15 protein-coding genes and 2 pseudogenes are annotated in these 20,933 nt (G+C 65.3%); 4 read left to right on the top strand and 13 right to left on the bottom strand.

The window, feature by feature from the left end; translation table 11 throughout:
• Positions 1 to 39: 39 nt before the first annotated feature.
• From EPO41_RS21870 to EPO41_RS21880, 3 genes are all read right to left on the bottom strand, one after another.
• Entirely contained in the window at positions 40 to 1,002 is a 963-nt protein-coding gene (locus EPO41_RS21870; RefSeq protein ID WP_296329693.1) for a FecR domain-containing protein, read from the bottom strand.
• A gap of 50 nt (positions 1,003 to 1,052) precedes the next feature.
• The gene (locus tag EPO41_RS21875) at positions 1,053 to 1,562 is read right to left on the bottom strand and encodes a sigma-70 family RNA polymerase sigma factor (protein WP_296329696.1); all 510 of its coding nucleotides are present in this window, start codon (positions 1,560 to 1,562) and stop codon (positions 1,053 to 1,055) included.
• Between the two features lie 92 nt (positions 1,563 to 1,654).
• Positions 1,655 to 2,380 (bottom strand): hypothetical protein, encoded by a 726-nt coding sequence (locus tag EPO41_RS21880; RefSeq protein ID WP_296329698.1) that lies wholly within the window; start codon positions 2,378 to 2,380, stop codon positions 1,655 to 1,657.
• Between the two features lie 127 nt (positions 2,381 to 2,507).
• Here EPO41_RS21880 and EPO41_RS21885 point away from each other — a divergent pair, with 127 nt between their 5' ends.
• On the top strand, positions 2,508 to 3,227 hold the full coding sequence (locus EPO41_RS21885; protein ID WP_296329700.1) for a hypothetical protein: 720 nt from the start codon (positions 2,508 to 2,510) through the stop codon (positions 3,225 to 3,227).
• Positions 3,228 to 3,238: 11 nt separating this feature from the next.
• Here the strand turns inward: EPO41_RS21885 and EPO41_RS21890 are convergent, their stop codons facing one another.
• Complete coding sequence (locus EPO41_RS21890) at positions 3,239 to 5,410, bottom strand: PAS domain S-box protein (protein ID WP_296329703.1); 2,172 nt, start codon at positions 5,408 to 5,410, stop codon at positions 3,239 to 3,241.
• Positions 5,411 to 5,672: 262 nt separating this feature from the next.
• Between EPO41_RS21890 and EPO41_RS21895 the strand changes: the two genes are divergently transcribed.
• Positions 5,673 to 6,851: a hypothetical protein gene (locus tag EPO41_RS21895; RefSeq protein WP_296329706.1), complete on the top strand. Its 1,179-nt coding sequence runs from the start codon at positions 5,673 to 5,675 to the stop codon at positions 6,849 to 6,851.
• 362 nt (positions 6,852 to 7,213) lie between these two features.
• On the opposite strand, the gene EPO41_RS21900 is transcribed toward EPO41_RS21895, so the two are convergent.
• From EPO41_RS21900 to EPO41_RS21930, 7 genes and pseudogenes are all read right to left on the bottom strand, one after another.
• Positions 7,214 to 9,709: a PAS domain S-box protein gene (locus EPO41_RS21900; RefSeq protein WP_296329709.1), complete on the bottom strand. Its 2,496-nt coding sequence runs from the start codon at positions 9,707 to 9,709 to the stop codon at positions 7,214 to 7,216.
• A 148-nt stretch (positions 9,710 to 9,857) separates the two neighbouring features.
• Positions 9,858 to 11,381 (bottom strand): annotated as a pseudogene (locus EPO41_RS21905) (PAS-domain containing protein); the annotation flags it as partial.
• A 176-nt stretch (positions 11,382 to 11,557) separates the two neighbouring features.
• On the bottom strand, positions 11,558 to 12,049 hold the full coding sequence (locus tag EPO41_RS21910) for a response regulator (RefSeq protein ID WP_296329711.1): 492 nt from the start codon (positions 12,047 to 12,049) through the stop codon (positions 11,558 to 11,560).
• A gap of 17 nt (positions 12,050 to 12,066) precedes the next feature.
• Positions 12,067 to 12,783, bottom strand: coding sequence for a hypothetical protein (locus tag EPO41_RS21915; RefSeq protein WP_296329714.1), 717 nt, complete (start codon positions 12,781 to 12,783; stop codon positions 12,067 to 12,069).
• A gap of 164 nt (positions 12,784 to 12,947) precedes the next feature.
• A complete protein-coding gene (locus EPO41_RS21920; protein WP_296329716.1) occupies positions 12,948 to 13,319 on the bottom strand; it encodes a response regulator in 372 nt (123 codons plus the stop codon).
• 109 nt (positions 13,320 to 13,428) lie between these two features.
• Positions 13,429 to 13,971, bottom strand: coding sequence for a response regulator (locus EPO41_RS21925; RefSeq protein WP_296329718.1), 543 nt, complete (start codon positions 13,969 to 13,971; stop codon positions 13,429 to 13,431).
• Positions 13,971 to 14,717 carry a response regulator gene (locus EPO41_RS21930; RefSeq protein ID WP_296329721.1) on the bottom strand — a complete coding sequence of 249 codons (747 nt, stop codon included), beginning with the start codon at positions 14,715 to 14,717 and terminating at the stop codon, positions 13,971 to 13,973. Before EPO41_RS21930 ends, EPO41_RS21925 begins: the two co-directional genes overlap by 1 nt.
• Positions 14,718 to 14,940: 223 nt before the next feature.
• On the opposite strand from EPO41_RS21930, the gene EPO41_RS21935 reads away from it, so the two are divergent.
• Positions 14,941 to 17,115 (top strand): ATP-binding protein, encoded by a 2,175-nt coding sequence (locus EPO41_RS21935; protein WP_296329724.1) that lies wholly within the window; start codon positions 14,941 to 14,943, stop codon positions 17,113 to 17,115.
• Positions 17,112 to 17,624 (top strand): low molecular weight protein-tyrosine-phosphatase, encoded by a 513-nt coding sequence (locus EPO41_RS21940; protein WP_296329726.1) that lies wholly within the window; start codon positions 17,112 to 17,114, stop codon positions 17,622 to 17,624. Before EPO41_RS21935 ends, EPO41_RS21940 begins: the two co-directional genes overlap by 4 nt.
• 205 nt (positions 17,625 to 17,829) lie before the next feature.
• Here the strand turns inward: EPO41_RS21940 and EPO41_RS21945 are convergent, their stop codons facing one another.
• Together EPO41_RS21945 and EPO41_RS21950 are read right to left on the bottom strand one after the other, a co-directional pair.
• The gene (locus tag EPO41_RS21945; protein WP_296329728.1) at positions 17,830 to 20,685 is read right to left on the bottom strand and encodes a PAS domain S-box protein; all 2,856 of its coding nucleotides are present in this window, start codon (positions 20,683 to 20,685) and stop codon (positions 17,830 to 17,832) included.
• Between the two features lie 48 nt (positions 20,686 to 20,733).
• Positions 20,734 to 20,919 (bottom strand): annotated as a pseudogene (locus EPO41_RS21950) (hypothetical protein); the annotation flags it as partial.
• Positions 20,920 to 20,933: the final 14 nt, after the last annotated feature.

The raw sequence follows: 20,933 nt of genomic DNA on the forward strand, positions 1-20,933 counted from the left end.
CGCCCTTTCACGGGAAAAGAGACAGCCGGAAGAATTCTCTCAGTCGGCCGATACGATGACGAGCCACGGCAGCACCTGCGTGACGCTTATCTCGCCGTACGCGCGGCCCAGGGCGCGCAAGGCGTCGACGGGCTCGCGCAGCCGATAGACGCCCGTCACGCGCCGTCTTGCGACCGCGTCGCTGGCGATGACGATCGCGCCGTTGAAGTAGGGACGAAGCTCGTTCACCACATCGGCGATGGGCTGATCGTGGACAACGATCTCGCCGTGCCGCCACAGGCCGATCTCACTCTCGGCTCGAATGCCGTCGCGCAGGCCGCCCGCAGCATCAACCTGGAGCCAGCGCCCGGCCACCAGCACGCGAGAGAGAGCGCCGTGATCGACACGGACGCGACCTTCGGCAACGGCAACCGCAGTTCCCATCCTGTCCAGCCGAACCTCGAATTCCGTGCCCAGCACGGTGGCACGGACATCCTGCGCTTCCACCTGAAACGGACGCCCAGGGTCCGGAGTTACCCGAAAGAAGGCCTGGCCCGCCAGGAGCCGCACTTCCCGCCGCCCCTCCCTCAGCGACACGTCGATGCCACTGAGGGGCGCGAGTTCGACGGAGCTTCCGTCCGCAAGCCTCACCTCGCGCCACTCGCCGGCCGCCGTCGCGAAATCCGCCTCCAGCCTGAGCATCCATCCCGGCAGGAAAAGCGGTGCCGCGAACGCCGCGAGGGCGATCCCGGCGCCGGCGGCAAGCAGGCGGTGTGCGAGCCTCTTCCGGGGCAGGGGCACCGGCCCGGAGGCCGCCTGCGGTCGCCGCGCGAGCGGTTCGCCGATCAGTTCGAAGGTCTGGGAGATCTCGGTCCAGGCGGTTTCATGGGCGGGCGCGGCCGCCCGCCAGGCCGCAAAACGAGCCTTGGTGTCCCGATCGTCGGGCGCCTCGCGCAGGCGGACCAGCCAGTCGGCCGCTTCGTCGGACGCGCGTTCGCGATCAGCCTCGGATGTCACCGCCATGTACTTCTAAACGCCCGACGTCCGGAATTTTCAAGAGTTACTCGGAGCGATCAATTTCTCCGGTCGAGGCGCTTCTGGCAATGACGCACGCCCTGCACGACCAGCTTGTGGGCGAGGCCGATGGAAATGCCGAGATGTGCCGCGATGTCCTTCAGTCTCGCATCCTCGAGCCGGTACATCCGCAGGGCAATCCGCGTGCGCTCCGGCAGTTCCGAGAGCGCTTCGTTGAGGATCGCGAGTTGCTCGCGGTGCAGGGAGTGCGCCTCCGGCGACGGACTCGGCGACGGGCGTTCCTCGACCGTCGCCCGGTCGGCCTGCCGGGCGAAGACACGACTCTCACGCGCCGCCTTCCGTCTTCCGTCGAGCGCCAGATTGCGGACGATCCGGTAGAGATAGCTCACCGGGTCCTGCAGGAAGCGTCCGCTCCAGGCGCCGTTGAAGCGCAGCCACGCCTCCTGGACGACATCCTCGGCAAGCGCCTTGGAACCGACGATCGCCGCCGCATATTCGATCAGCGCACTGCGATGCTCGATGTAGAGATCCGTCGTTTCAGAAGACACCGGCGCACTCGAAGGACCGACCCGCTGCTACATGTATCGCAATTGCGAACTATTCGCAAATACCCCCAAGCGGTAGCATGTTGTCGGCAGACTCAGCGGTCGTAACCCACCAGCTCGAACGTCTCGCGGCACGACTCGTAGATGGCCTTCTTCTGCCTCTCCGTCAGAATCTCCGCAGCGGGACGGCGATCGGCGCGCTGCACCGTCTTGGCGCGCGGCAACTCGCCATCGAACCGGAGTCCGGACTTCGCGAGGACCGCATTGAACGACGCGGGCAGATCCTCCTGGCGGATGATCTCGTCCAGGGCGACCTTGCCGTCGATGGTGTAGAGGTCCCTGTTGTCGATCTCCTCCCGGGCGATCAACTCGTCGAGCACGGCCTGGAAGTCGGCGGCGGGCCTTCCCATGAACCACATCTTCCAATAGGCCTGCGAGACCGCCTTCTCATACGGGTGCCGTTCGATCGTCCACTTGTGGGCCTTCTGCCAGAAGGCCTCGCCGAGCATGCGGCGCGCCAGGCTCGCCGGCATGTGGTTGAAGTACTCGTTGCCGGTGGGGTGTCCCTTCATCATCTCCTGGTAGTCGGCTTCGCCGCCCCTCTCGAGAACGCCCTCGTGGCCGCTCGCCGAGGCCGGCCCAACGCGGAAATTCTGCGGTCCGCGCCAGCCCTGCGCCTGCCGGATCTTCTCGTCGTCGGGATGGATGGGCGTGATGATGTCGGACTCGCCGCAAAGCCTGCTGAGCACCAGCTCGATCGCCGTACCGGCCGTCTTCCGGGTCTTGATGAAGATGAAGCCGTGTTCGAATGATGCGATCATGCCTTGCATGCCTCTCTGCTCGTCTGCCGCTGGCGCCTGTCGCAGGGCCTCGCACGCACCCCGTCGATGGTGGGCCCGGACGTTCCTGCTGGCGAAGCTCAGCCTTTTCTTCGTCCAGGCGCAAGCAATGGCGCAGGCGAGCGCGGAAAACCTCCAGAACACGTCAAACGATCCGCTGACGCCCAAGATGGCGTTCGAGTTTCACAACTATGCCCAGCCCGTCCTCGCGGAACGGCCTGGCAGCGGAGCCGATCAGGGATTCCTTCGCTTCGTCCTGCCTCATGCCCTGCTCGGCGTGGACCAGATGATGCGCGCGTCGCTGCCGGTCGTGTCCAGCTCCTGGGACCCCGAGAAGGCGGTCAACGGCGTGGGCGATTTCACGGTCTTCGACCTGGCCGTCTTCTATTTCGGCTCCGTGAAGACCGGCATCGGCCCGCTGCTGGTCGTGCCGACGGCCAGCTCGCCGGCCCTGGGCACGTCCAAGTGGCAGGCAGGCGTGGAGACGGTCGTCAGCGCGCCCCATTCCTGGGGCCTGACGACGCTCCTCGCCTCCTGGCAGCAGACCTTCGACGGCACGCTCCAGACCGTGACCGCGCAGCCGCTGCTCTTCTACAATCTCGGCGACGGATTCTATCTGCGCTCCACGGGCATCGCGTCCTTCGACCTGGGCAAGAATGCCGTGGTCCCGGTCGGCCTCGGGCTGGGGCGCGTGTTCGAGCTTCCCGGCGGCGCCAGCCTCAACACCTTCGTCGAGCCGCAATATTCGGTGATCCAGAGCGGCCCGGGCGTGCCGTCATTCCAGGTCTTCGCCGGAGTGGTCGTCCAGCTTCCCGTCAGGTTTCGCTGACGGGACCGGCATCAGTCCTTGGCGGCCGGTGGCGAGGCGATCCTGCACAGGGCGTAGGAGATGTCGTCGGCGAGGGCCGTGAGGAGCTGGACCTCCTCCGCGTCGAAGGCCAGCGCCTCTGCCGCGTAGAGCGAGAGCGCCGCCACCACCGCATCATGGCATCGCAGCGGCAGGGCGATGCTGGAGCGATAGCCGCGCCGCAGCGCTTCCTCGCGCAACGGCAATGTCGCGGGATTGCTCGCGAAATCCTGGTTGACCTGGACGGTCCCCGTCTCGATTGCCACGATCGGCGGCCCGCTGATCGTGGGTTGGGCCTTAAGGACGCTCTTGGCCTGGGCGAGATAGCCTTCGTCGTGCCCTGCGACGGAAGGAAACCGAATTCTTTCGGCCGGATCGCCGCTGGCAACGGCGACGGCCACCATCCTGTAGTCGCCGAACTCGACGAGAGCGCTGCAGATCTGATCGAAGATCTCGGCCTCGGATCGGGCTCGCAGCAGGATGCTGGTTGCCGCCTGCAGCGAGCGCTTCACGCGTCCCAGCCGCAGAACCTGCTGTTCGAGCCTCACGCGATCGCTGATGTCGACGCCGATCGCCTGACGATAGATCCGCCCGTCGAGTTCGAAGGCGCTGACCCGCACTTCCGCGGGAAACGTGCTGCCGTCCTTGCGGCGGATCATGGCACGGACCTCGATCCGGCCTCCCGGCGCCGCCAGGATCGCGTCCCCCTGCTCTGCGTCCTCCGCGCCGTCGGGTATCCGGAGGTATCGCGCATCCATACCCCGGAGTTCCTCCGCACTGTACCCGACAGCCTTCTGCGCGGCCTCGTTGGTCTCGAGAATGCGGTTGTCGCCGTCGAGCACGATGAACATGTCCTGCACGGCGTGAACGAATCGGAGGTTGCGCACCGCCAGTTCGTGCGTTTCCTCCCGCTGACTTCTCCAGAGCGACCAGACCAGGAAAGCTCCCACCAGGATGATCGCCCCGAATACGAGGACGATCTTCTCGGACCGGCGATCGACCGGGCCCATCACCTCGGCTTCGTCCGATTTGGCGATGACGATCCAGGGAACGGTCGCAGCGGACTGGGACGCGATGAAGACCCGCTTGCCGCGATAGTCCAGGCCTTCCCGCGTGCCGTCTCCATCGCGGATCGCGGCGGCGGCCGTGAGGTTCGGGGTCGATAGAGGGAGGCGCAGCCCCGAGGGTGAAATCGGCTGCTTCCAGAAGCGCGGCGCAAACAGGTAGAGGGCGTCGTCCCCATCATGACGCACCAGCAGGACTTCCGACGTCGCGCTGTCGGTCGGCCACGCCTGAATTTTCCGGAACAGGTCGACACCCGGGTCGACCACGAGCACGACGACGAACGGGCGTGGCGCGGGCGCACCGGCTTCGAAGGGTTGCACGAATGCCATGCTGGGGCTCGGTGGCGTTCCGGCATCGAGTTGCACCGGTCCGATCTTCAGCTTGCCGTCGCGGGCCGCCTCGCGCACCAGGCCTTCGACGCGGTCATGATCCTTGTGACCGGGAACGCCGCCAGCCTCCGCCAGCAATTGCCCATCGGTCGAAAACAACATGATTTCACGCCGCTCGGCGTGTCCGATCAGCACCTGATACAGGACCAACTCGACGATCTGCCGCAGCTCCGGAGTCTGCTCGATCTGCTCGAGCGGCAACCCTTTGAGGGACGTGATCAGAAATCCCAGGTCGATCGCTCTTTCGGCGACCCACTGGTCGATCTGCTGCGCCTTGAGGCGGGCGATACCGGCTTGCTGCGACATCCGCTCATCCCGAAAGGCGGTGCGCAGATCGTTGTTTAGAAGATATCCAGTACCCGCGATGCCCAGAGCAAAGGCGGCGAATACCACCACGAGCAACCGGTCTCCCGCCCTGAGGGTCGCTTCGGCGGGAGCCCCCTGCCGGATGCTCGTTACCAACGAACGCTGGAAGAAGAAGCCGAAGGCAATCAGGGCGATTACGAGGCCCGTCGCCAGCAGTGCTCCCCGCGAAAACAGGTCCTGCATCGCCCTCTGGAACGACGGGACCAAGTCCAGCCAGTGTTCGACCGTGAGCGCGGCGGCAACAAGCAGCAATCCGCCGAGTGCGGCCAGGGAAATACAAAAAATCCACCGCGCAGAGCCGGCTTTGGGTTCCGTCCTGGACCGAGGAAGCTGCTGCTGTTTCATCGTTCCCCGACCTGGGTGCATCTAGCGTCGCCTGAACGCGTCGCGGAATTTGGCCACCCCAGTATAGCCAAGGCGCCGACGGCGCCCTTGATCCAGCGCAATCATCAACCCTGCGCCCATGATCTAAAGAGGGATGGTGAATACGGAAGAGGTTGCATGATACATTCTCTACTCGCGCCGGGGAAATCCCCCCGGGGTGTTGCTGCGAGACGGGGGAAAAGTGTGACCCACTCCGAACCGGTGGCAGCGCGCGGTGGACGGGATGCCTAGGTGGCTGTCGTCCTTTGCGATCGGCTTCCTCTTCTGGAGCTTCGTGCCGGACGCCCGTGCCTTCAATATTACCCTCGACAGCAAGTCGATTCCCGGGTTGACCCCGAAGGCGCCCCTGGTCGCCCACACGCTTCGCATCACCGGCCGTTTCGAACAGGGCGATGGCGACAAGCTGCGGGTCATGCTGGTCGGCCTCAAGGGCAAGACCGTCCGGATGGCCAGTCAACCGCTGGCCACCGCCGAGCTCAGCAGCAGCGGCGGCGACCTGCTGGAAGGCTTGAAGGTCGGGTATCTGTTCCGCGAGTTCGAGGTCGCCACGCTCGTGCGCAAGGGCGACATCTGCCTTTCCGCCTGTGCGATGGCGTTCCTGGGTGGTACGGCCAGCCGACTGCCGCCCACACCCCTGCCCAGCCGCACCATCGAGATCGGGGGTCAAGTCGGCTTCCACAATTTCACGCTGGATTCCACGGTGGTCCAGAACGAGACGAAGGGCGATGCCACGGCGGGCATCGCCCGTGGCTTCGGACTGGGCAGGGCCGGCGCGTCGGCGCTGATCCGCTACGCCGCCGACCTCGGGGTCGATGCGGGCTTCATCGCACAACTGCTCGTGCGACCGCCCGACACTTGGCTCTACATCGACACCGACGAAATGTTCCTGACCGTCGGCGCCTGCCCGAGCGGGTCCGAACCGCCGCTGGGCCGCCTCGAACTGCAGGCCGTGAATGTCTGCAATCACGCAACCGGCGGGGCCAGTGTCGCCGAAGCGTCCCAGGCACGCCCGATGACGGCCCGCGAGGCCAAGCGCTACCTGCTCGAGCAGGTCCAGCGCAACATCGAGAGCGTGAACGTCAAGGGACCGCTGGTCGGACAGCTCGCGGGCGTCCTTGCCTCGAAGGACGACCGGCTGATCGACAGTGTCTATTCGGACCTGCGAGCCGGCGGGATCGCGTTGCCCGAGCCGGTGGGCCGAAGCTTCATGGTCAGCGGCTATACGTTCGGTGAACTGCAGGCCGAGTGCCAGGTGAACCTGTCGGCGAGCGATCCCAGCAAGTTCGACTTCGTCCTGGTCATCAGGGGAGTCGGCCTTTCCCGTCCGCTCGCCCTGCCGCCCCCCATGTGCCCGGCCCTCTTCCGGTACGACGGTCAGCAGGTCCTCAATCCGAAACGATGAGCGGCCGCCGACGATCCGTGAGGCCTATCATAACGCCCAGAGGTGAGAGTCTGGCGGGAAATGAATGCAGCCAAGACAAGAGGCTATGAATAGCCCCAATAACCTCATCCTGAGGAGCCGTGCGCAGCACGGCGTCTCGAAGGATGGGCAAAAGACGCGGTGCTCGTTCCCACCCTTCGAGACGCTCACTGCGTTCGCTCCTCAAGGTGAGGTCGGTGGTGGTCGGATAGACTCATTCAACCCCCGTGCGGAAGAGCCCAGGTTGCGCTGGAAATCCGTCTCGTCGGCCTCGACGACGTCCGCGTTCGGGCTCTCGAGCGCCCGGATGATTTTCGAGAGCACACTCCCGTCCGATGAGGCGCCTATCGGGTGCCTTCGACGGCGTGCCGAACGGCAACCGCGAGATCGACCTTGCGAAAGGGCTTGGTCAACAGGCTGACGCCCGGGTTCAGCACACCCAGCGTGGAGATGGCGTCATCGGAGTAGCCCGACATGAACAGCACACGCATGTCGGGATACAGTCCGGCCGCCCTGCTGGCGAGCACCTTGCCGTTGACTGCCCCCGGCATGATCACATCCGTCAGGAGGAGATCGAACGCAGGGCCGGCGTGAAGTTTGCCGAGTGCCGCCTCCCCGTTGCTCGCCTCGATGACGGTATAGCCGAGGCTGGACAATTGTCCGGCCACGATGGCGCGAACCTGATCCTCGTCTTCCACCACGAGGACCCGCTCGGTGCCGCGCGGAATATGGATGTCCGGAGTCGCGGTCTTTGCCCCGTCCTGCTGATCCGCCCGGGGCAGGTACAACCTGACGACCGTGCCGTGCCCCAGTTCGCTGTATATCGAGACGTGTCCCTTCGATTGCTTGGCGAAGCCATAGACCATGCTGAGCCCGAGCCCCGTGCCCTTGCCCACTTCCTTGGTCGTGAAGAAGGGTTCGAATGCCCTGGACAGGACCTCTTGCGTCATGCCCGTTCCGGTGTCGGTGACGGACAGACACACATAGTCGCCTGGCCTGGCCTCCGGATCGAGCGCCGCATGGTCCTCGTCGAGCGTGACGTTTCCGGTCCTTATCAAGAGGCGCCCGCCCCCTGGCATGGCGTCCCTGGCGTTTATGCAGAGGTTGATGATCGCGGCCTCGACCTGGCTGCGGTCGGCGTTGGTTTCCCAGAGATCGTCGGCCAGCACCGAATTCATCTCGATGTGCTCACCGAGGGTCCGGCGCAGCAGCGTGCCCGTGGCCACGACCAGGTCGTTGAGATTGATCTTCTGCGGCCGCAATGTCTGCTTGCGGGAGAATGCCAGCAACTGGCGCGTCAGCTGCGCAGCCCGCTCCGCTGCGCCGCCGATCCTCTCGATACTGCGGCGGGTCTCCGAGGCGACGTCTTCGGCGTCGAGGACCGCGTCGACGTTCGCCATGATCACCATCAGGATGTTGTTGAAGTCGTGAGCGACGCCCCCCGTCAGCTTTCCCACGACGTCCAGCCGCTGCGACGCGCGCAACTGCTCCTCCGCCGCCACGCGCTCGCGTTCACCGCGCAACCGGTCGCTGACATCCGACATGACCGCCAACGTCGCGGGCCGGCCGTCGTACTCCAGCAGCCGAACGGCCATTTCCACATCGATGAACGTCCCGTCCTTCCTTCGGTGACGGACATTCTTGAGGAGACTGCTGTGTTCGCTCGAATACGAGCGCTGACTGTCGGCCAACTCCTGCAGATCCTCTGGCGCATAGAAGTCCTTCATCGTCATCGCGAGCATCTCCTCCCGCGACCAGCCATACTGCTTCACCGCCGCGTCGTTGACCGCAATGAGACGGTGACTGTCGCGGTCCTTCACGATGATCGCGTAGGGTGCGGCCTGGAAGAGCGTCCGGTAGCTTTCCTCCGAGTGGCGTACCCGGTCCTCGAGTTCGCGCTGCTCAGTCACGTCTTCGGCGCTGCCGACGATCCGGACCGCCTTTCCCAGATGATTGCGAATGACCGCCGCCCTCGCGATCATCTGGCTGTACGACCCGTCGGCCCGCCGCAGCCTGTACTCCGCCGACCATTCGTCGCCGCCACCCCGCAAGGCCGCGATCAAGTCTCCAAGAACCCTTTCGCTGTCTTCCGGATGGATCCGCTCCAGCCAGGATTCTGGGCTGGCGGGCTTGTCTTCGGGCTTGAAGTAGCGGGCCGGACCGTCCTCGGTCTGCCAGATCACATTGGAAGCCAGCTCCCAATCCCACACGATATCGGCGCTGAGCTGCGCGACCGTCCTGAAGCGCAGCTCGCTGATGGCGAGTGCGTCCTGGGAAGCCTTCCGCTCGGTGATGTCCCGCTGAACCGAAACAAAATGGGTGATGCGGCTCGTGTCGTCGACGATCGGGGCAATGTCGAGTTCCGCCCAGTACGCCGCGCCGTCCTTGGCATAGTTTATGAGCTCGGCGCGAACGGGCGAGCCGGCTTCGAGGGTCGTGCGAATGCGGGCGAGTTCGGTTCGCGACGTTGCCGGGCCCTGGAAGATTCTTGGCGACTTGCCGATGAGTTCTTCCGGGCGGTAACCCGTCAGCTTCGTGACGGCGTCGTTGGCATAGACGATGCCGGGCCCCGGCTCATCGATGAGGTTTGCCTTGGTGATCAGGAAGATGTCGTTCGAGCGCGAGACCGCGGCTTCGAGAAGAGCGAGTTGCTCCCGCTGCTCCCTCGAGCTGGTGACATCCTGGAAATAGACAGCCAGGCCTTCGCTCGAAGGATAGGCGCGTACGCTGAACCACTTCGCGAGACCGGGGTCGTATTCGACGAACGTCGTCACTTCCTGCCTTGCGGCAGCCTCGCGCAATTGCTGTTCGAGACCCGAGCCGACGATGTCGGGAAACATCTCCCACAGCGATCTGTCGTAGAGATCGGTGTCGCTGGTTGACGAAGGTAAAGTGCCAATTCTCGTCGATCGTAACGAACCCATCGTTGATGTTGTCGAGCGTCTGATAGAGCTGCTCCGCCAGCCGCCTGGAACTCTCGCGGGCCTCCAGCAGCTCCGTTATGTCCTGCAGTGCTCCCCGGATCGACCTGATCGCACCGTCCGGGTCCCGTACGGCCTCGCCGATCACGCGCACCCAGACGCGTCTTCCCGTCGCGGTGACGATGCGCAGCGTCTCGTCGAAAGGCCTGCCGTCCAGGGCGCAGAGGTCGAGCGCGTCCTCCATCTTCTTTCGGTCTTCGGAGACGAAATATCGCAGACCTTCTTCGAAGGAGGGACTGAAGCCCGGCGGTTCGTCGTGGATCTCCGCGGTCACGGGCGACCACTGGAGCTGTCCCTTCTCGAGGTCGGAGACCCAGCCGCCCAGCCGCGCCGTTCTTCCCGCCACGCGCAGCAGGTTCGTCGCTTCCTCCGCCTTCAGTTGGGCGAGCTTCAGCTCCGTGCAATCCTGGCAGGTTCCGACGGCATGGCTGGACTTGCCATCGCTGTCGACCACGGCCTGCCACCGCTCGACGACGAATTTCAGTTTGCCGCCGGGCGTGACGATGCGGTGCTCGACGGTGCAGACGTCCGACGAGCCGAATGACGCCCTGAAGGCATTGTCGACGGCGGCGCGATCGTCCGGATGGACCAGCGCGAGGAACCGTTCGTGCGTTGGCGAAAACTCGTGCGGCTCGACCTCGAAGATCCGGAAGGTTTCGGCAGACCACCGAACCTCCATCGTGTGCAGGTTCGTTTCCCAGCTCCCGACCTTGGCGACGGTCTGCGCCGCCACCAGGCTCTTCCTTTCGCGTTCGAGCTGCTGGGCGAGGCCTTGTCGCTGCGCATCGTGCCGGCGAGCCTGGGTCACGTCGGAATAGGTCATGACGCCACCGCCGTCGGGCAAGGGCTCGAAATGCACGGAAACGATCCGCCCGTCCTGTCGCTCGCGATCGTTCGTGAACGGCTCACGGCTGCACATCAGCCGCGTACGGAGGGCGATGGCCGCCTGTTTTTCTTCGGGCGCATACTCGCCCCGTTCGGCGAGATAGCTCAGGATCTCATTCAGCGGCATTCCGTGGGCATCGAAGCTCTTGTCCAGCTCGAGGAAGTCCCGCAGGCGCTCATTATAGACGACGATCCTCATATCGCGGTCGAACAGCACGACACCCTGTTCGATATTCTCGAGGATGGACTGCAGATCCGCGGCATGTCCCGCGGCTTCCCGCTCGCGGCGGCGGAGGTCCGTAAGGTCGTGACCGACGCCGATATAGCCCGTGAAGACGCCCTGGTCCGAGAACAGGGGCGTGCCGCTGACCCGGAGCGGCCGCACGATCCCCTTCGCATCCACGAGCGTGGTTTCGAACTGCCGAAAGGGCCGACGATGGGCGAGATCATCGAGATGGGCGCGCCAGCCCGGACTTTCAGGGTCGGCCCGCTCGAGCTCCACGCGGCTCTTGCCGATGACCGACGCGGTCGGGACGCCGAAGATGCTCGTGAATTGCTCCGACACGAACGTGAAGCGCAACTTGGCGTCCATCTCCCACCACCAGTCGGAGGCCACTTGCGCCAGCAGTGAGAACTTGTCGGTCATGACGCCCCTCCTCCGGGCCGCCGAACGGTCCACTCTCTTCGGTGCGCCGGCGCCTCGACCGTGAGCGCGCGCCCGCGTTCCGAAGCATTGCCGAGGAGCGTCTCCCTGTCGAATGGGACGACAAGTCGCCAATCCGCCGGGAAGCGCCACCACAAGGCGAACGGCAAGGATCGGACTCAGCGCTTCCGGGGAAGGCCATCCGGAATGGGCGGTGTCTCGGGGCGTGCAGGCGAACCGATGCCCAGGGAGATCCAGGCTCTGGGCGTCTCCTGCTCCACGGGGCGGTCGCAGGACGTGCGGACCATGCGCTCGACGGCCTGCGCCAGCGCCCGCAACGGCAGCGGCTTGTTCAGGAATGCGCGGATGCGAAGCTGCCTTGCCATGTCTTCCGAGATTCCACCGACATCGCCCGACATCGCGATGAAGGTGGTATCGGGCCATGCCTCGCCGAGCTGGCGGATCAGGTGAAGGCCATCGATGTCCGGCAGGACGCAATCGACCAGGGCGACGACGGGATTGTAGCTCCGGGCGAGCGCAGCCGCCGCTTCTCCATCGAAGGCGACATGGGTGGACAGGCCGCGGCCGCGAAGCGCCGCCGCAATCGCCGCGGCCAGCTCCTGAAGGTCGTCGACGACGACGACATCGCAGCCGACCCGACCGGCGGTCATCCCAGGCTCCTGCTGTTTCATGCGGGTCCCCTCGAGCCCGGCGGCCGGGACCCTGCCGGTGGCGTCAACGAAGCCTTCACCCCGTCCACCCCGATCCCGCACGTCAGGGGCTGGCCACGCCGGCCGGCGCTACCGGGATCCGGCGGCCGCCTGGTGAATCCCCAGCAGTCGGCGTCCGGCGCATCGAGCCAGCGCACCTGGGTCGGTGCGCTGAGATGCATGAAGGCCATGAGCGAGCCGTAGGGTGTGCCGCGCGCCAGCGCGTTCTGGGCAATCAGCTCGTTGCAGACCATTGAACGGCTACGCTCCCGGGCATCGTAGCAGGAGTGCAGACCGAGTCGCCCGCCCTCCGCGACGGTGCGGTGAATGCCCGACAGGAACAGGATCTGGGCGCAGGCCGAGGCACAGGCGGCGCCCGGCATCACGATGGTGGAGACGCGCTCCTTGTCCATGATCTCGACCATGGCGAAGGCATCGAAGACCGAGCCACCGGAGCTGTCGAGCGCCATGATCTTGTGTCCGAACGCATCACGGTCGGCCGACTGCAATGCGACGCGCAGCCGGCCGGCATCGCCTTCGGCGATCGGGCCTTTCGCAAGTACGAAGCGCTTGCCATCGGCCAATACCGACGTCGAAAACGTCATGGCCGCGGCGGGCGGAATGGCCCAGGCCAGGAGAATGACGGCGAGCAGTGCCGCGGCACGGCATGGGAAGGTCCGATCGGTGAAATGCATGGCGCAAGTCCTCCTCCGATACCTCTAAGGCGGATGGATGCAGCGCGCCCGCGCCGACGTCTCCATTTTGGATGGGCTTGAGCGCGACCTTGCCAGCAAGCGCCGGCAGACAGCGGGCAAAGCTGCTTTTCAACGCCTCCGCTCTGGAAGCGAATCTGCGACGGTCAGGTCCGGGTAAATGCCGCGCACAATGTCCGCAGGGACACCGGCTTTTCGACGACGACGCAGGGGGCCAGGCTAATCCCGCCGCTCACCTTGTCGATCCGGTCGAGATCATGATTGCCCGACATCAGAACCCATTGGCAATTCGGCAGTTCGGACGAAAGGCCAATGTAGAAATCGACGCCGTTTCCGTCGGGAAGATTCACGTCGCATACAACGACTTCCGGCGGCGTCGATCCGGCGACCAGTCGCCGGACAGCAGCCCGGCCATCGCCGAGTGATCCGCAATCCGTGACCTCATGGCCGCGGCGTTGAAGATACTCGCGAATTTCAGTCCGAAGATCTGGGTCGTCCTCGACCAGAAGAACTCGCACACTCACCCCGGCGCATCGGGCAACATCGTGCCCAAAACCGCACGCGCGCATCGAGTGAGAACCCGATGGGGAGTGAAGTCAAGGATTGCACGCGCGCATGCACGAATATCTAGACTGCGTCTCGCGACAATCCGAACGGCAGCGAGAAAAACGGCTTCCTTGGCAGCAACGGAGGCAGTCCCGTACGCGTCGTCGTCCTGACCAGCTTGCGCACTGCACTGCGAAGGGGCCCGAGGGCGACCGGCTTGTTCATGAACGTGAAAATGCCGAACTTGGCGAGTGTCAGGTCAGACAGCCAGTCGATGCGGCCCGACATCACGATCATGGCCGTGCCGGGGCTGAGGCGCTTAATGCGCCCTGCCACCGTCACGCCGTCCATGTCGGGCAGATTGTAGTCGATCAGGGCGACCCTGGGCCGTAGCTGCGCGACCGTATGGATCGCGAGGGAGCCGCTCACGGTGGCCTCGACCCTGAGGCCGGCGCGGCGAAGGTAGCAGGCGAGTTCCTCGGCCTGGGTCGGATCGTCCTCGATGATCAGGACGTCCGTACCGAATGCCTCGGCGTCGGTGTCTGTGTGTGCCATGCCCCAGACTAGGACGGTCCCGGCCTGCCCTTCACCCTCGATCGCCTCCGGATCGGAGGGATCGCGCATCAGGTCGGCGGTCGCTGCAGGTAGGTATCGAAGAAGCCTTCGACGGCTGCGAGGCCGGCCTGGGTCAGGCGCACGATGGTACGGCGCTTGTCTTCGATGTCCTCGGTACGCTCGATCAGCCCGTGGGCCTTGAGCTGATCCATGCGGCGCAGCGCCGTGGTCAGGGGCACGCCCGATGCGGCTCCCAGGCTGGTGACGGTGACCTCCGCCCCGGCCAGATGGCCATCGTACAGATCGAGCAACATCTCCCAGCAGGGATCCGAGAAGAGCTGGGTGGGAAAATGCTGGCTGCGCATCCTGCGCAGGGAGCGCATCTGCTTCAGGGCGGCGCGTTTGCGGGTGGCCAGTCCTCCGGTTTCGGCGCCAACCGCCGGCGTCGCGCGGTCGCGTCCCTGGCGGGCAAGGAGGGCGGACTTCACCGCCTTCACGAGGCGTGGCCCGTCGACGGGCTTGGTGAGCAGGTCGCGAGCCCCAAGGCGGATCGCCTCCACCGCATCGTCGAAGCCGGCATGGCCGCTCACGAAAATCACCTCTGGCCCGTCGCCGCCGCCCAGCCTGGCGAGACGCTCGGCAAACTCGAGGCCCGTCAACTCGGGCATGCGCAGGTCGGATACCACCACTTTCGCCCGCCTCCCGTCCGCCAGGAGCTTCAGGGCCTGCCAGCCGTCGCCGGCCGAAAGGCAGGACAGGCCGGCCTTTACCATGCATTCGACCAGTTCCTCGACGGCATCGGAATCGTCGTCCACGACCAGGACATCGACGGTACGATCCGGGGGAAAAGGGCCATCCGGGCTCGACATGCAGGAAAGGCTTCCCTTGCGGCGGCAAATCATTTCCAAAGTGGAAGCGATCGGAGGCGGCGCCTCCTCCCAAACTGCCCGGTCTCGGGTACATTCCGCAAGGGTCTGCACCTGATGGGGCAGAGATTATTGTGGGCGCTGGAGTGCCTGGTCTCGGGACAGGCTGGCAATGACATTGTCAATCGCAGGTATAGGAAAGGCCAAGACGGAGCCGGCGCGCAATCGCGTCCTCGACGTGCTGAGCCGACCGGTGAGCAAGCGGCGCACGGTGATCATCTGCGCCGTCCACGTCGCGCTTGTCTGGGGCCTTGCGTTTCTCGTGGTGGGACAGAACTACGAACTTTCGGTCGCGGGCTGGAAGACCTCGGCGGAGAACATCTCCCTCACCGTGGCGGCCCACGCGGCCCAGACGCAGGGCGCGGCGGATCTGGTCGGCAAGAGCATGGCCGACTGGGTCAGCGACGAGCGCATCGAGACGCCTGAGCAGTTTCGCCGGATCATGGGAGAGAAGCGTTTCTTCGAGGCGATGCGCGATCGGATCGTTGGCCAGCCGCAGATCGGCGTGGCGCTGATCTTCGCGGCCAACGGCGACATCGTGAACACGACCACCGCCTGGCCTCCCCCTCAGCTCAATGTCGCGAACCGGGAGTCCTTCACGAGCGCCATAGAGCCCGGCGTGAAGACCCTGGCCCTCAGCGCCACCGCAACCGGACGGATAAGCGGCAAGCCGCGATTCTTCGTCTCCCGCAAGGTCGTGTCTCAAGCGGGCGAGTTGCTTGGCGTGATCGCCGTAGGGCTCGAATCCGAGTTCTTCGCCGACTTCTACAGGCGCATCGCGCTTGGTCCCGATAGTTGGCTCGCGCTGTTCCGGAACGACGGTACCTTGCTGGCGACCAGCCTTCCCGACCAGCCGCTCGGCAAGCGCCTCGACAAGACGCTTCCCTATCGCCTGATCGAGGCCGGCCAGGCCGGCAAGGCCGTCCTCACCAAAGGTCCCTTTCCCTACTATGCCGGCAGCAGTCCAACCCGGATCGTCGTCGCAACGAAGGTCGGGAGCCTTCCCGCCTATGTAACCGTCGTCGTCGGTGAAAGCGCCTTCCTGACACCCTGGCGCGACCGCAACCTGCTGATCTTCGTCATTGCCGCCATACTGACGGTGCTCACGGTGGTGGCGGGCCTGGGCATCCTCCTCCTGATCGAACGATCGGCCGCGGCGGCCCGCGAAGCCTCGGAGCGTCAGGTCCTCGCGGCGATCGTCGACACGCCGCTGGCGCTCACCGCGGTCGTCGACCGGACCGGCAAGGTCATTCACGCCAATTCCTCGTTCCGGAGCCTGTTGTGCGCAAATGGCCACGATGACGTATCGAATGCCCTGTTCAATCCCGCCCTCGAGGGAATCGAGCCGCTGCTGTCGTTCGTCAAGGGTGATGCGCCCCTGGCCGAAGTCGACGTCCAGCTCGTGAAAGCTGGCGATCAGACGCGCAGGTTACGCTTTTCCCTTTCGCGCCAGACCCTGCCCGACAGTGGCGAGAGCATCATCATGGTGGGGCACGACGAGACGCTTCGCCACCAGGCGGAGCGCGCGATCGCCGTCTCCGGAAAGCTGGTGACGCTCGGCGAGATAACCACGGGCATAGCCCACGAACTCAGCCAGCCGCTGAACGTCATTCGCATGGCCGCGCAGAATGCGCAGGCCGAAGCGGAGCCGCAACCCGCGGCTGATGGTGACGATTCCGAACCACCGCTGCCGATGATGTCCGATCGCGAGTTCCGCGCGTTCGCCGTCACCAAGCTCAACCGCATCGTGGCGCAGGTCGACCGGGCAGCTTCCATCATCTCGCGCATGCGCATCTTCAGCCGCGCGACGCGGGAGGGCCCGCAATCCTTCGACCTGCGCGACACCTGTCGCGCTGCCGTCGCCCGCGTCGCACAGTCCTACCGTGCCGCGGAGATCGTGCTGGAAGAAAAGCTCGGCGAAGAGCCTCTTGCCGTATCGGGACACCCGCCCCTGCTGGAACAGGTGCTGGTGAGCATCCTCGCCAACGCGCGCGACGCACTGGCCGACACGCTGGAGAAGAGCAGGACCGTCGAATTGTCGGCGGGTCGCGGTGCCGGCGGCCGCGTCTGGGTACGGGTGGCGGACAACGGGCCAGGCGTCCCCGAGGCCCACCGCGAACGCATCTTCGAGCCCTTCTTCACGACGAAGCCGGAGGGTCAGGGCGCCGGCCTCGGCCTGGCCGTGTCCTACGGCATCGTCCGCGACGCTGGGGGCACGCTGACGCTGAAGCCGGGCGGACCGGGCGCCACCTTCGAGATCGATCTTCCGGGGAGCATTCCATCGTGAGCATCGGGGTTCTGTTCGTCTCCACCGGCGGCATCTGCCGTGCGCCGATGGCGGCAGGCGTCTTCCGAACCTTCGCGACGAGGGCACGGATCGAGGACAGGTTCGACATTGCCGCCGTCGGTACCTTCGACGGCCATGCGGGCGAACCACCCTCGTTGCTGGCGTTCGAGGTCGCCCAGCGTCGGGGCTACGATGTGCCGGTCGCGCCGGTGAGGCCGCTGCGGCCGGAGGACCTGTCTCGCTACGATCACCTGATCGCCATGGACCGGAGCACCCTCGCCGCCCTGCGCTGGATGGCACCGAGCGGCCGCACCGACCTGCCGCAACTTCTGATGCGCCATGTCCCGCAGGCCGCGGCCATCGACATCGTCGATCCGTATGGTGGGACCGCCGAGGACTACGAACGGGCGCTCGATCTGATCGAGAAGGGATGTGCCGGACTGATGATGACGATCGTCTCGAACGGCAACCCATCCCTACAAGGTAAAATCCACGAAGATCTGCCGTAGACTCGATAAACGCTCTGCTAGGGGCTTCCCGCTTCAAGTTCATCCACACACCATCCTCATCCTGAGGAGCACGCCAAGGGCGTGCGTCTCGAAGGATGGGCAACAAACGTGGTGCTCGTGCCCATGCTTCGAGACGGCCCTGCGGGCCTCCTCAGCATGAGGTTGGCGGTAGCGGTGATTCTATCTCGATCGGAAAGACCCTAGTCTACCGCTCTCCATCTGCTGTCGATTCGCGCGCCTCCGCCAGCGCCCTTCTGACGACGCGCGCGAGTTGGGCCTTCCGGAACGGCTTGGACAGAAGGGTCTGGCCCGGCGGCAATTGGCCGGCGGCCGGGATCGTCCCGTCCGGATAACCGGACATGAGCACGACCGGAAGGCCGGGGCACAAACGTCTCACCTCGTCGAGCAATATGTCGCCGCTCACCGGACCGGGCATGACGACGTCCGTGAGCAGGAGATCGAAGGCATCGGTGTCGCGGCGCAAGATCGACAGCGCCTCCGAGCCGTTGCCGGCCTCGGTCACGCGGTAGCCCAGCCTCTCGAGTTGTGAGACGACGAGTACACGGACCGAGGCCTCGTCCTCCACCACGAGGATCCGCTCGGTGCCCCCAGGGAGATCCTCCTCGCCGCTTTCGGGTTTCGCGTGAATCGCCTTCTCGTCAGCCAACGGAAACAGCATGCGTACGGTCGTGCCGTGACCGGCGGCTGGCGCCGGGACGCTCTCGATCTCGACCAGCCCCTTCGATTGCTTCACGAAGCCATAGACCATGCTCAGTCCGAGGCCCGATCCACGTCCGGCCTCCTTGGTCGTGAAGAAGGGTTCGAAGACCCGGTCCCGCACCTCGGGAGTCATTCCGGTGCCGCTGTCGGTCACCGAAAGCACGACGTATTCGGTCTCCTCGCCGTCAGCCGCGGCTCGCGTTTCGCGCCTGGTCGCGACGGTAAGGGTGCCTCCCGCCGGCATTGCGTCGCGCGCGTTCAGGCAGATGTTCAGGAAGGCGGTTTCGAGCTGAGGTCGATCGGTCAGGATGGCCGGCAACCCGGATTCCATGCTGGTCTCGAAGGCGATGTGCTCGCCGAGCGTCCGTGCCAGCAGTTCGGAGGTCGTCGTCACGAGGTGGGCGATGTCGAGGCGTTCGGGCGTGAGTGTCTGGCGGCGAGAAAAGGCGAGCAGCTGGTGCGTCAGCTTGGCCGCGCGCGCCGCAGCGCCATTGATGCGCTTGAGGTGTTCGACGGCGAGATCGAGGGTCGCGCTGCCGTCCGCCGTCTCCTCGATGACGGCATCGGCATTCGCCATGATCACCATGAGGATGTTGTTGAAGTCGTGGGCGACTCCCCCCGTCAGCTGGCCGATGGCTTCGAGCTTCTGGGATTGCCGCGCGGCCTCCTCACGGGCCTTGCGCTCCGTAATGTCGACTCCACTTCCCACCAGGCGAATGGCCTGACCTTCTGCGTTGCGGATGACCTTTCCCTGTGCCGACATGAGTCCGTAGGTCCCGTCTGCCCGGAGGAGGCGGTATTCCTCGCACCAATGATCGCCGCCGCCGTCAATGACGGCCTGGGCCCCCTCCAGCACCTTCGACAGGTCGTCCGGATGGATTCGTCTACGCCAGTGATCGGTGACATCTGCTGTCTCTTCGGGCTGATAGCCGTACGTGACCGCCGCAAGGCCGCTGCGCCATACTGTGTTTTCCGGGATGTTCCAGTCCCATACGAGATCGGACGTCATCGAGGCGATGATCCGCAACCGCTCCTCGCTCACCGCCAGCGCGTCCAGCGCTTCCTTGTGCCTCGTGACGTCACGGATGATCGCCGTGTAGTGCGTCAGGCGGCCATGCAAATCCCGGATCGGCGCCAGGCTCACCTCGGCCCAGTACATTCTTCCGTCACGGGCGTAGTGCAGCAACTGCGCCGTCGTGGACTTTCCATCTTCCAACGCGGAGAGGAGACGCGCCGCCGCCGCAGGATCCGTATCGGGGCCGTGCAGCAGTTCGGCCGGCGTCCGACCCACCGCCTCGGAAGCGGAGTACCCTGTCTGTCGCGTAAAGGCTTCGTTCACATAGGCGATCCGATGCTTTCGCCGGTCGTCCATTCGATACTCGGTGATGACGACCATGTCGTCGAGATGCGAGACCGCAGCTTCGAGGAGGCTGTGATCCCGCTCCGCGGTCAGGTCGCGGCCGACGGCGCAGTAGCCCCCACCGGCCACGCGGGCGAACCTCATGGCGACGGGCACTTCGCAACCATCGCCGTGCAGCATCAGCGTCTCGATCGTATCGGTCGCCACGCTGTCTCTCGTGAGGATGCGGCCCAGCCGGGCCTCGAAGGCGGCGCGTGCAGCGGGAGCGACCAGCGCCGAGACCGGCTTTCCCGGCAGTTCGGCCGGATCGATCCCGAGCACCTCCCGAAACTGCGCGCCCGCATCGGTGACGTGACCTGAATCGTCCAGCGCGAGCACGAGGTCGGGCGAGGCGTCGACGATTCTCTGATAACGGTCACGCGCCTGTTCGGCCTCGCGCGCGCTGTCGGCCAGCCGCCTGGCCAGGTCGATGCGGTCGGTCTCGGCTGCCGGCAGCCAGCGCCAGACGACCAGAAAGAGAATGAGGCCACCGGCGAACAGGTTCACCAGCCGCGGCAGGACGACGAGGGCCGGGGCCTCGAGCAGTATCTTCAGGTCCGATGGCAGGACGCCGTAGACGGCATTCCAGTAGGCGCCAAAATAGGCGTTCTCGAACAGCGTGCGGAACGCGTCGATCGACAGCACGACCACGAGAACGAAGAATAATCGGTTGACGTCGGGAGGGCGCCGCAACCGGGCGAGCAGCACGCCCAGCACGACGGCCCACAGCAGCACGCCGATACCGTAGGTGGCGGGTACGACGAACCTCTCGAGCCCATGCAGCATGGGTGCCTCCCGGCCTATTGGTTCATTGATTACCGCCGATCGTACAAGGTCTGGCGCAACAAAGCGCGCGGCAAATGAAAATAGAACCGTCGTTGCGCAGGACGGGGCAGTTCCCGCAACTACGATGCTGCGGGTCTTTCTCGTGGGTTCATCCACGACGGAGCGGCTACCCTCCTCGATATCCGTCCCTGTCGACGCCGCCTTCTACAGGCTGAAGGGCGGCGTCGGCGACCACGGCTCCCTGGTATTTCCGAACGCTTGTCTGAACTGCCAGGGGTCGGACTCGTCGAGGTCCTCGGGGAAGAGGTCGCCGCGGCCCTGCAGCGGGGTCCAGTCGCTGTACTTGCCGACGACCGGGCCGAGATAGGGCATGCGGATATCCAGGTTGCGATTCCCAGGAGGAT

The sequence above is a fragment of the Reyranella sp. genome (genome assembly GCF_004297265.1).
In the GTDB taxonomy this organism is placed as follows: Bacteria; Pseudomonadota; Alphaproteobacteria; order Reyranellales; family Reyranellaceae; genus Reyranella.

What these genes read in the sequence shown, in the direction of transcription:
- EPO41_RS21870 (WP_296329693.1), bottom strand. Translation starts at nt 1,002, where the DNA reads ATGGCGGTGACATCCGAGGCTGATCGCGAACGCGCGTCCGACGAAGCG.
- EPO41_RS21880 (WP_296329698.1), bottom strand. Translation starts at nt 2,380, where the DNA reads ATGATCGCATCATTCGAACACGGCTTCATCTTCATCAAGACCCGGAAG.
- EPO41_RS21885 (WP_296329700.1), top strand. Translation starts at nt 2,508, where the DNA reads ATGGCGCAGGCGAGCGCGGAAAACCTCCAGAACACGTCAAACGATCCG.
- EPO41_RS21890 (WP_296329703.1), bottom strand. Translation starts at nt 5,410, where the DNA reads ATGAAACAGCAGCAGCTTCCTCGGTCCAGGACGGAACCCAAAGCCGGC.
- EPO41_RS21895 (WP_296329706.1), top strand. Translation starts at nt 5,673, where the DNA reads ATGCCTAGGTGGCTGTCGTCCTTTGCGATCGGCTTCCTCTTCTGGAGC.
- EPO41_RS21900 (WP_296329709.1), bottom strand. Translation starts at nt 9,709, where the DNA reads ATGTTTCCCGACATCGTCGGCTCGGGTCTCGAACAGCAATTGCGCGAG.
- EPO41_RS21910 (WP_296329711.1), bottom strand. Translation starts at nt 12,049, where the DNA reads ATGACCGCCGGTCGGGTCGGCTGCGATGTCGTCGTCGTCGACGACCTT.
- EPO41_RS21915 (WP_296329714.1), bottom strand. Translation starts at nt 12,783, where the DNA reads ATGCATTTCACCGATCGGACCTTCCCATGCCGTGCCGCGGCACTGCTC.
- EPO41_RS21925 (WP_296329718.1), bottom strand. Translation starts at nt 13,971, where the DNA reads ATGCGCGATCCCTCCGATCCGGAGGCGATCGAGGGTGAAGGGCAGGCC.
- EPO41_RS21935 (WP_296329724.1), top strand. Translation starts at nt 14,941, where the DNA reads ATGACATTGTCAATCGCAGGTATAGGAAAGGCCAAGACGGAGCCGGCG.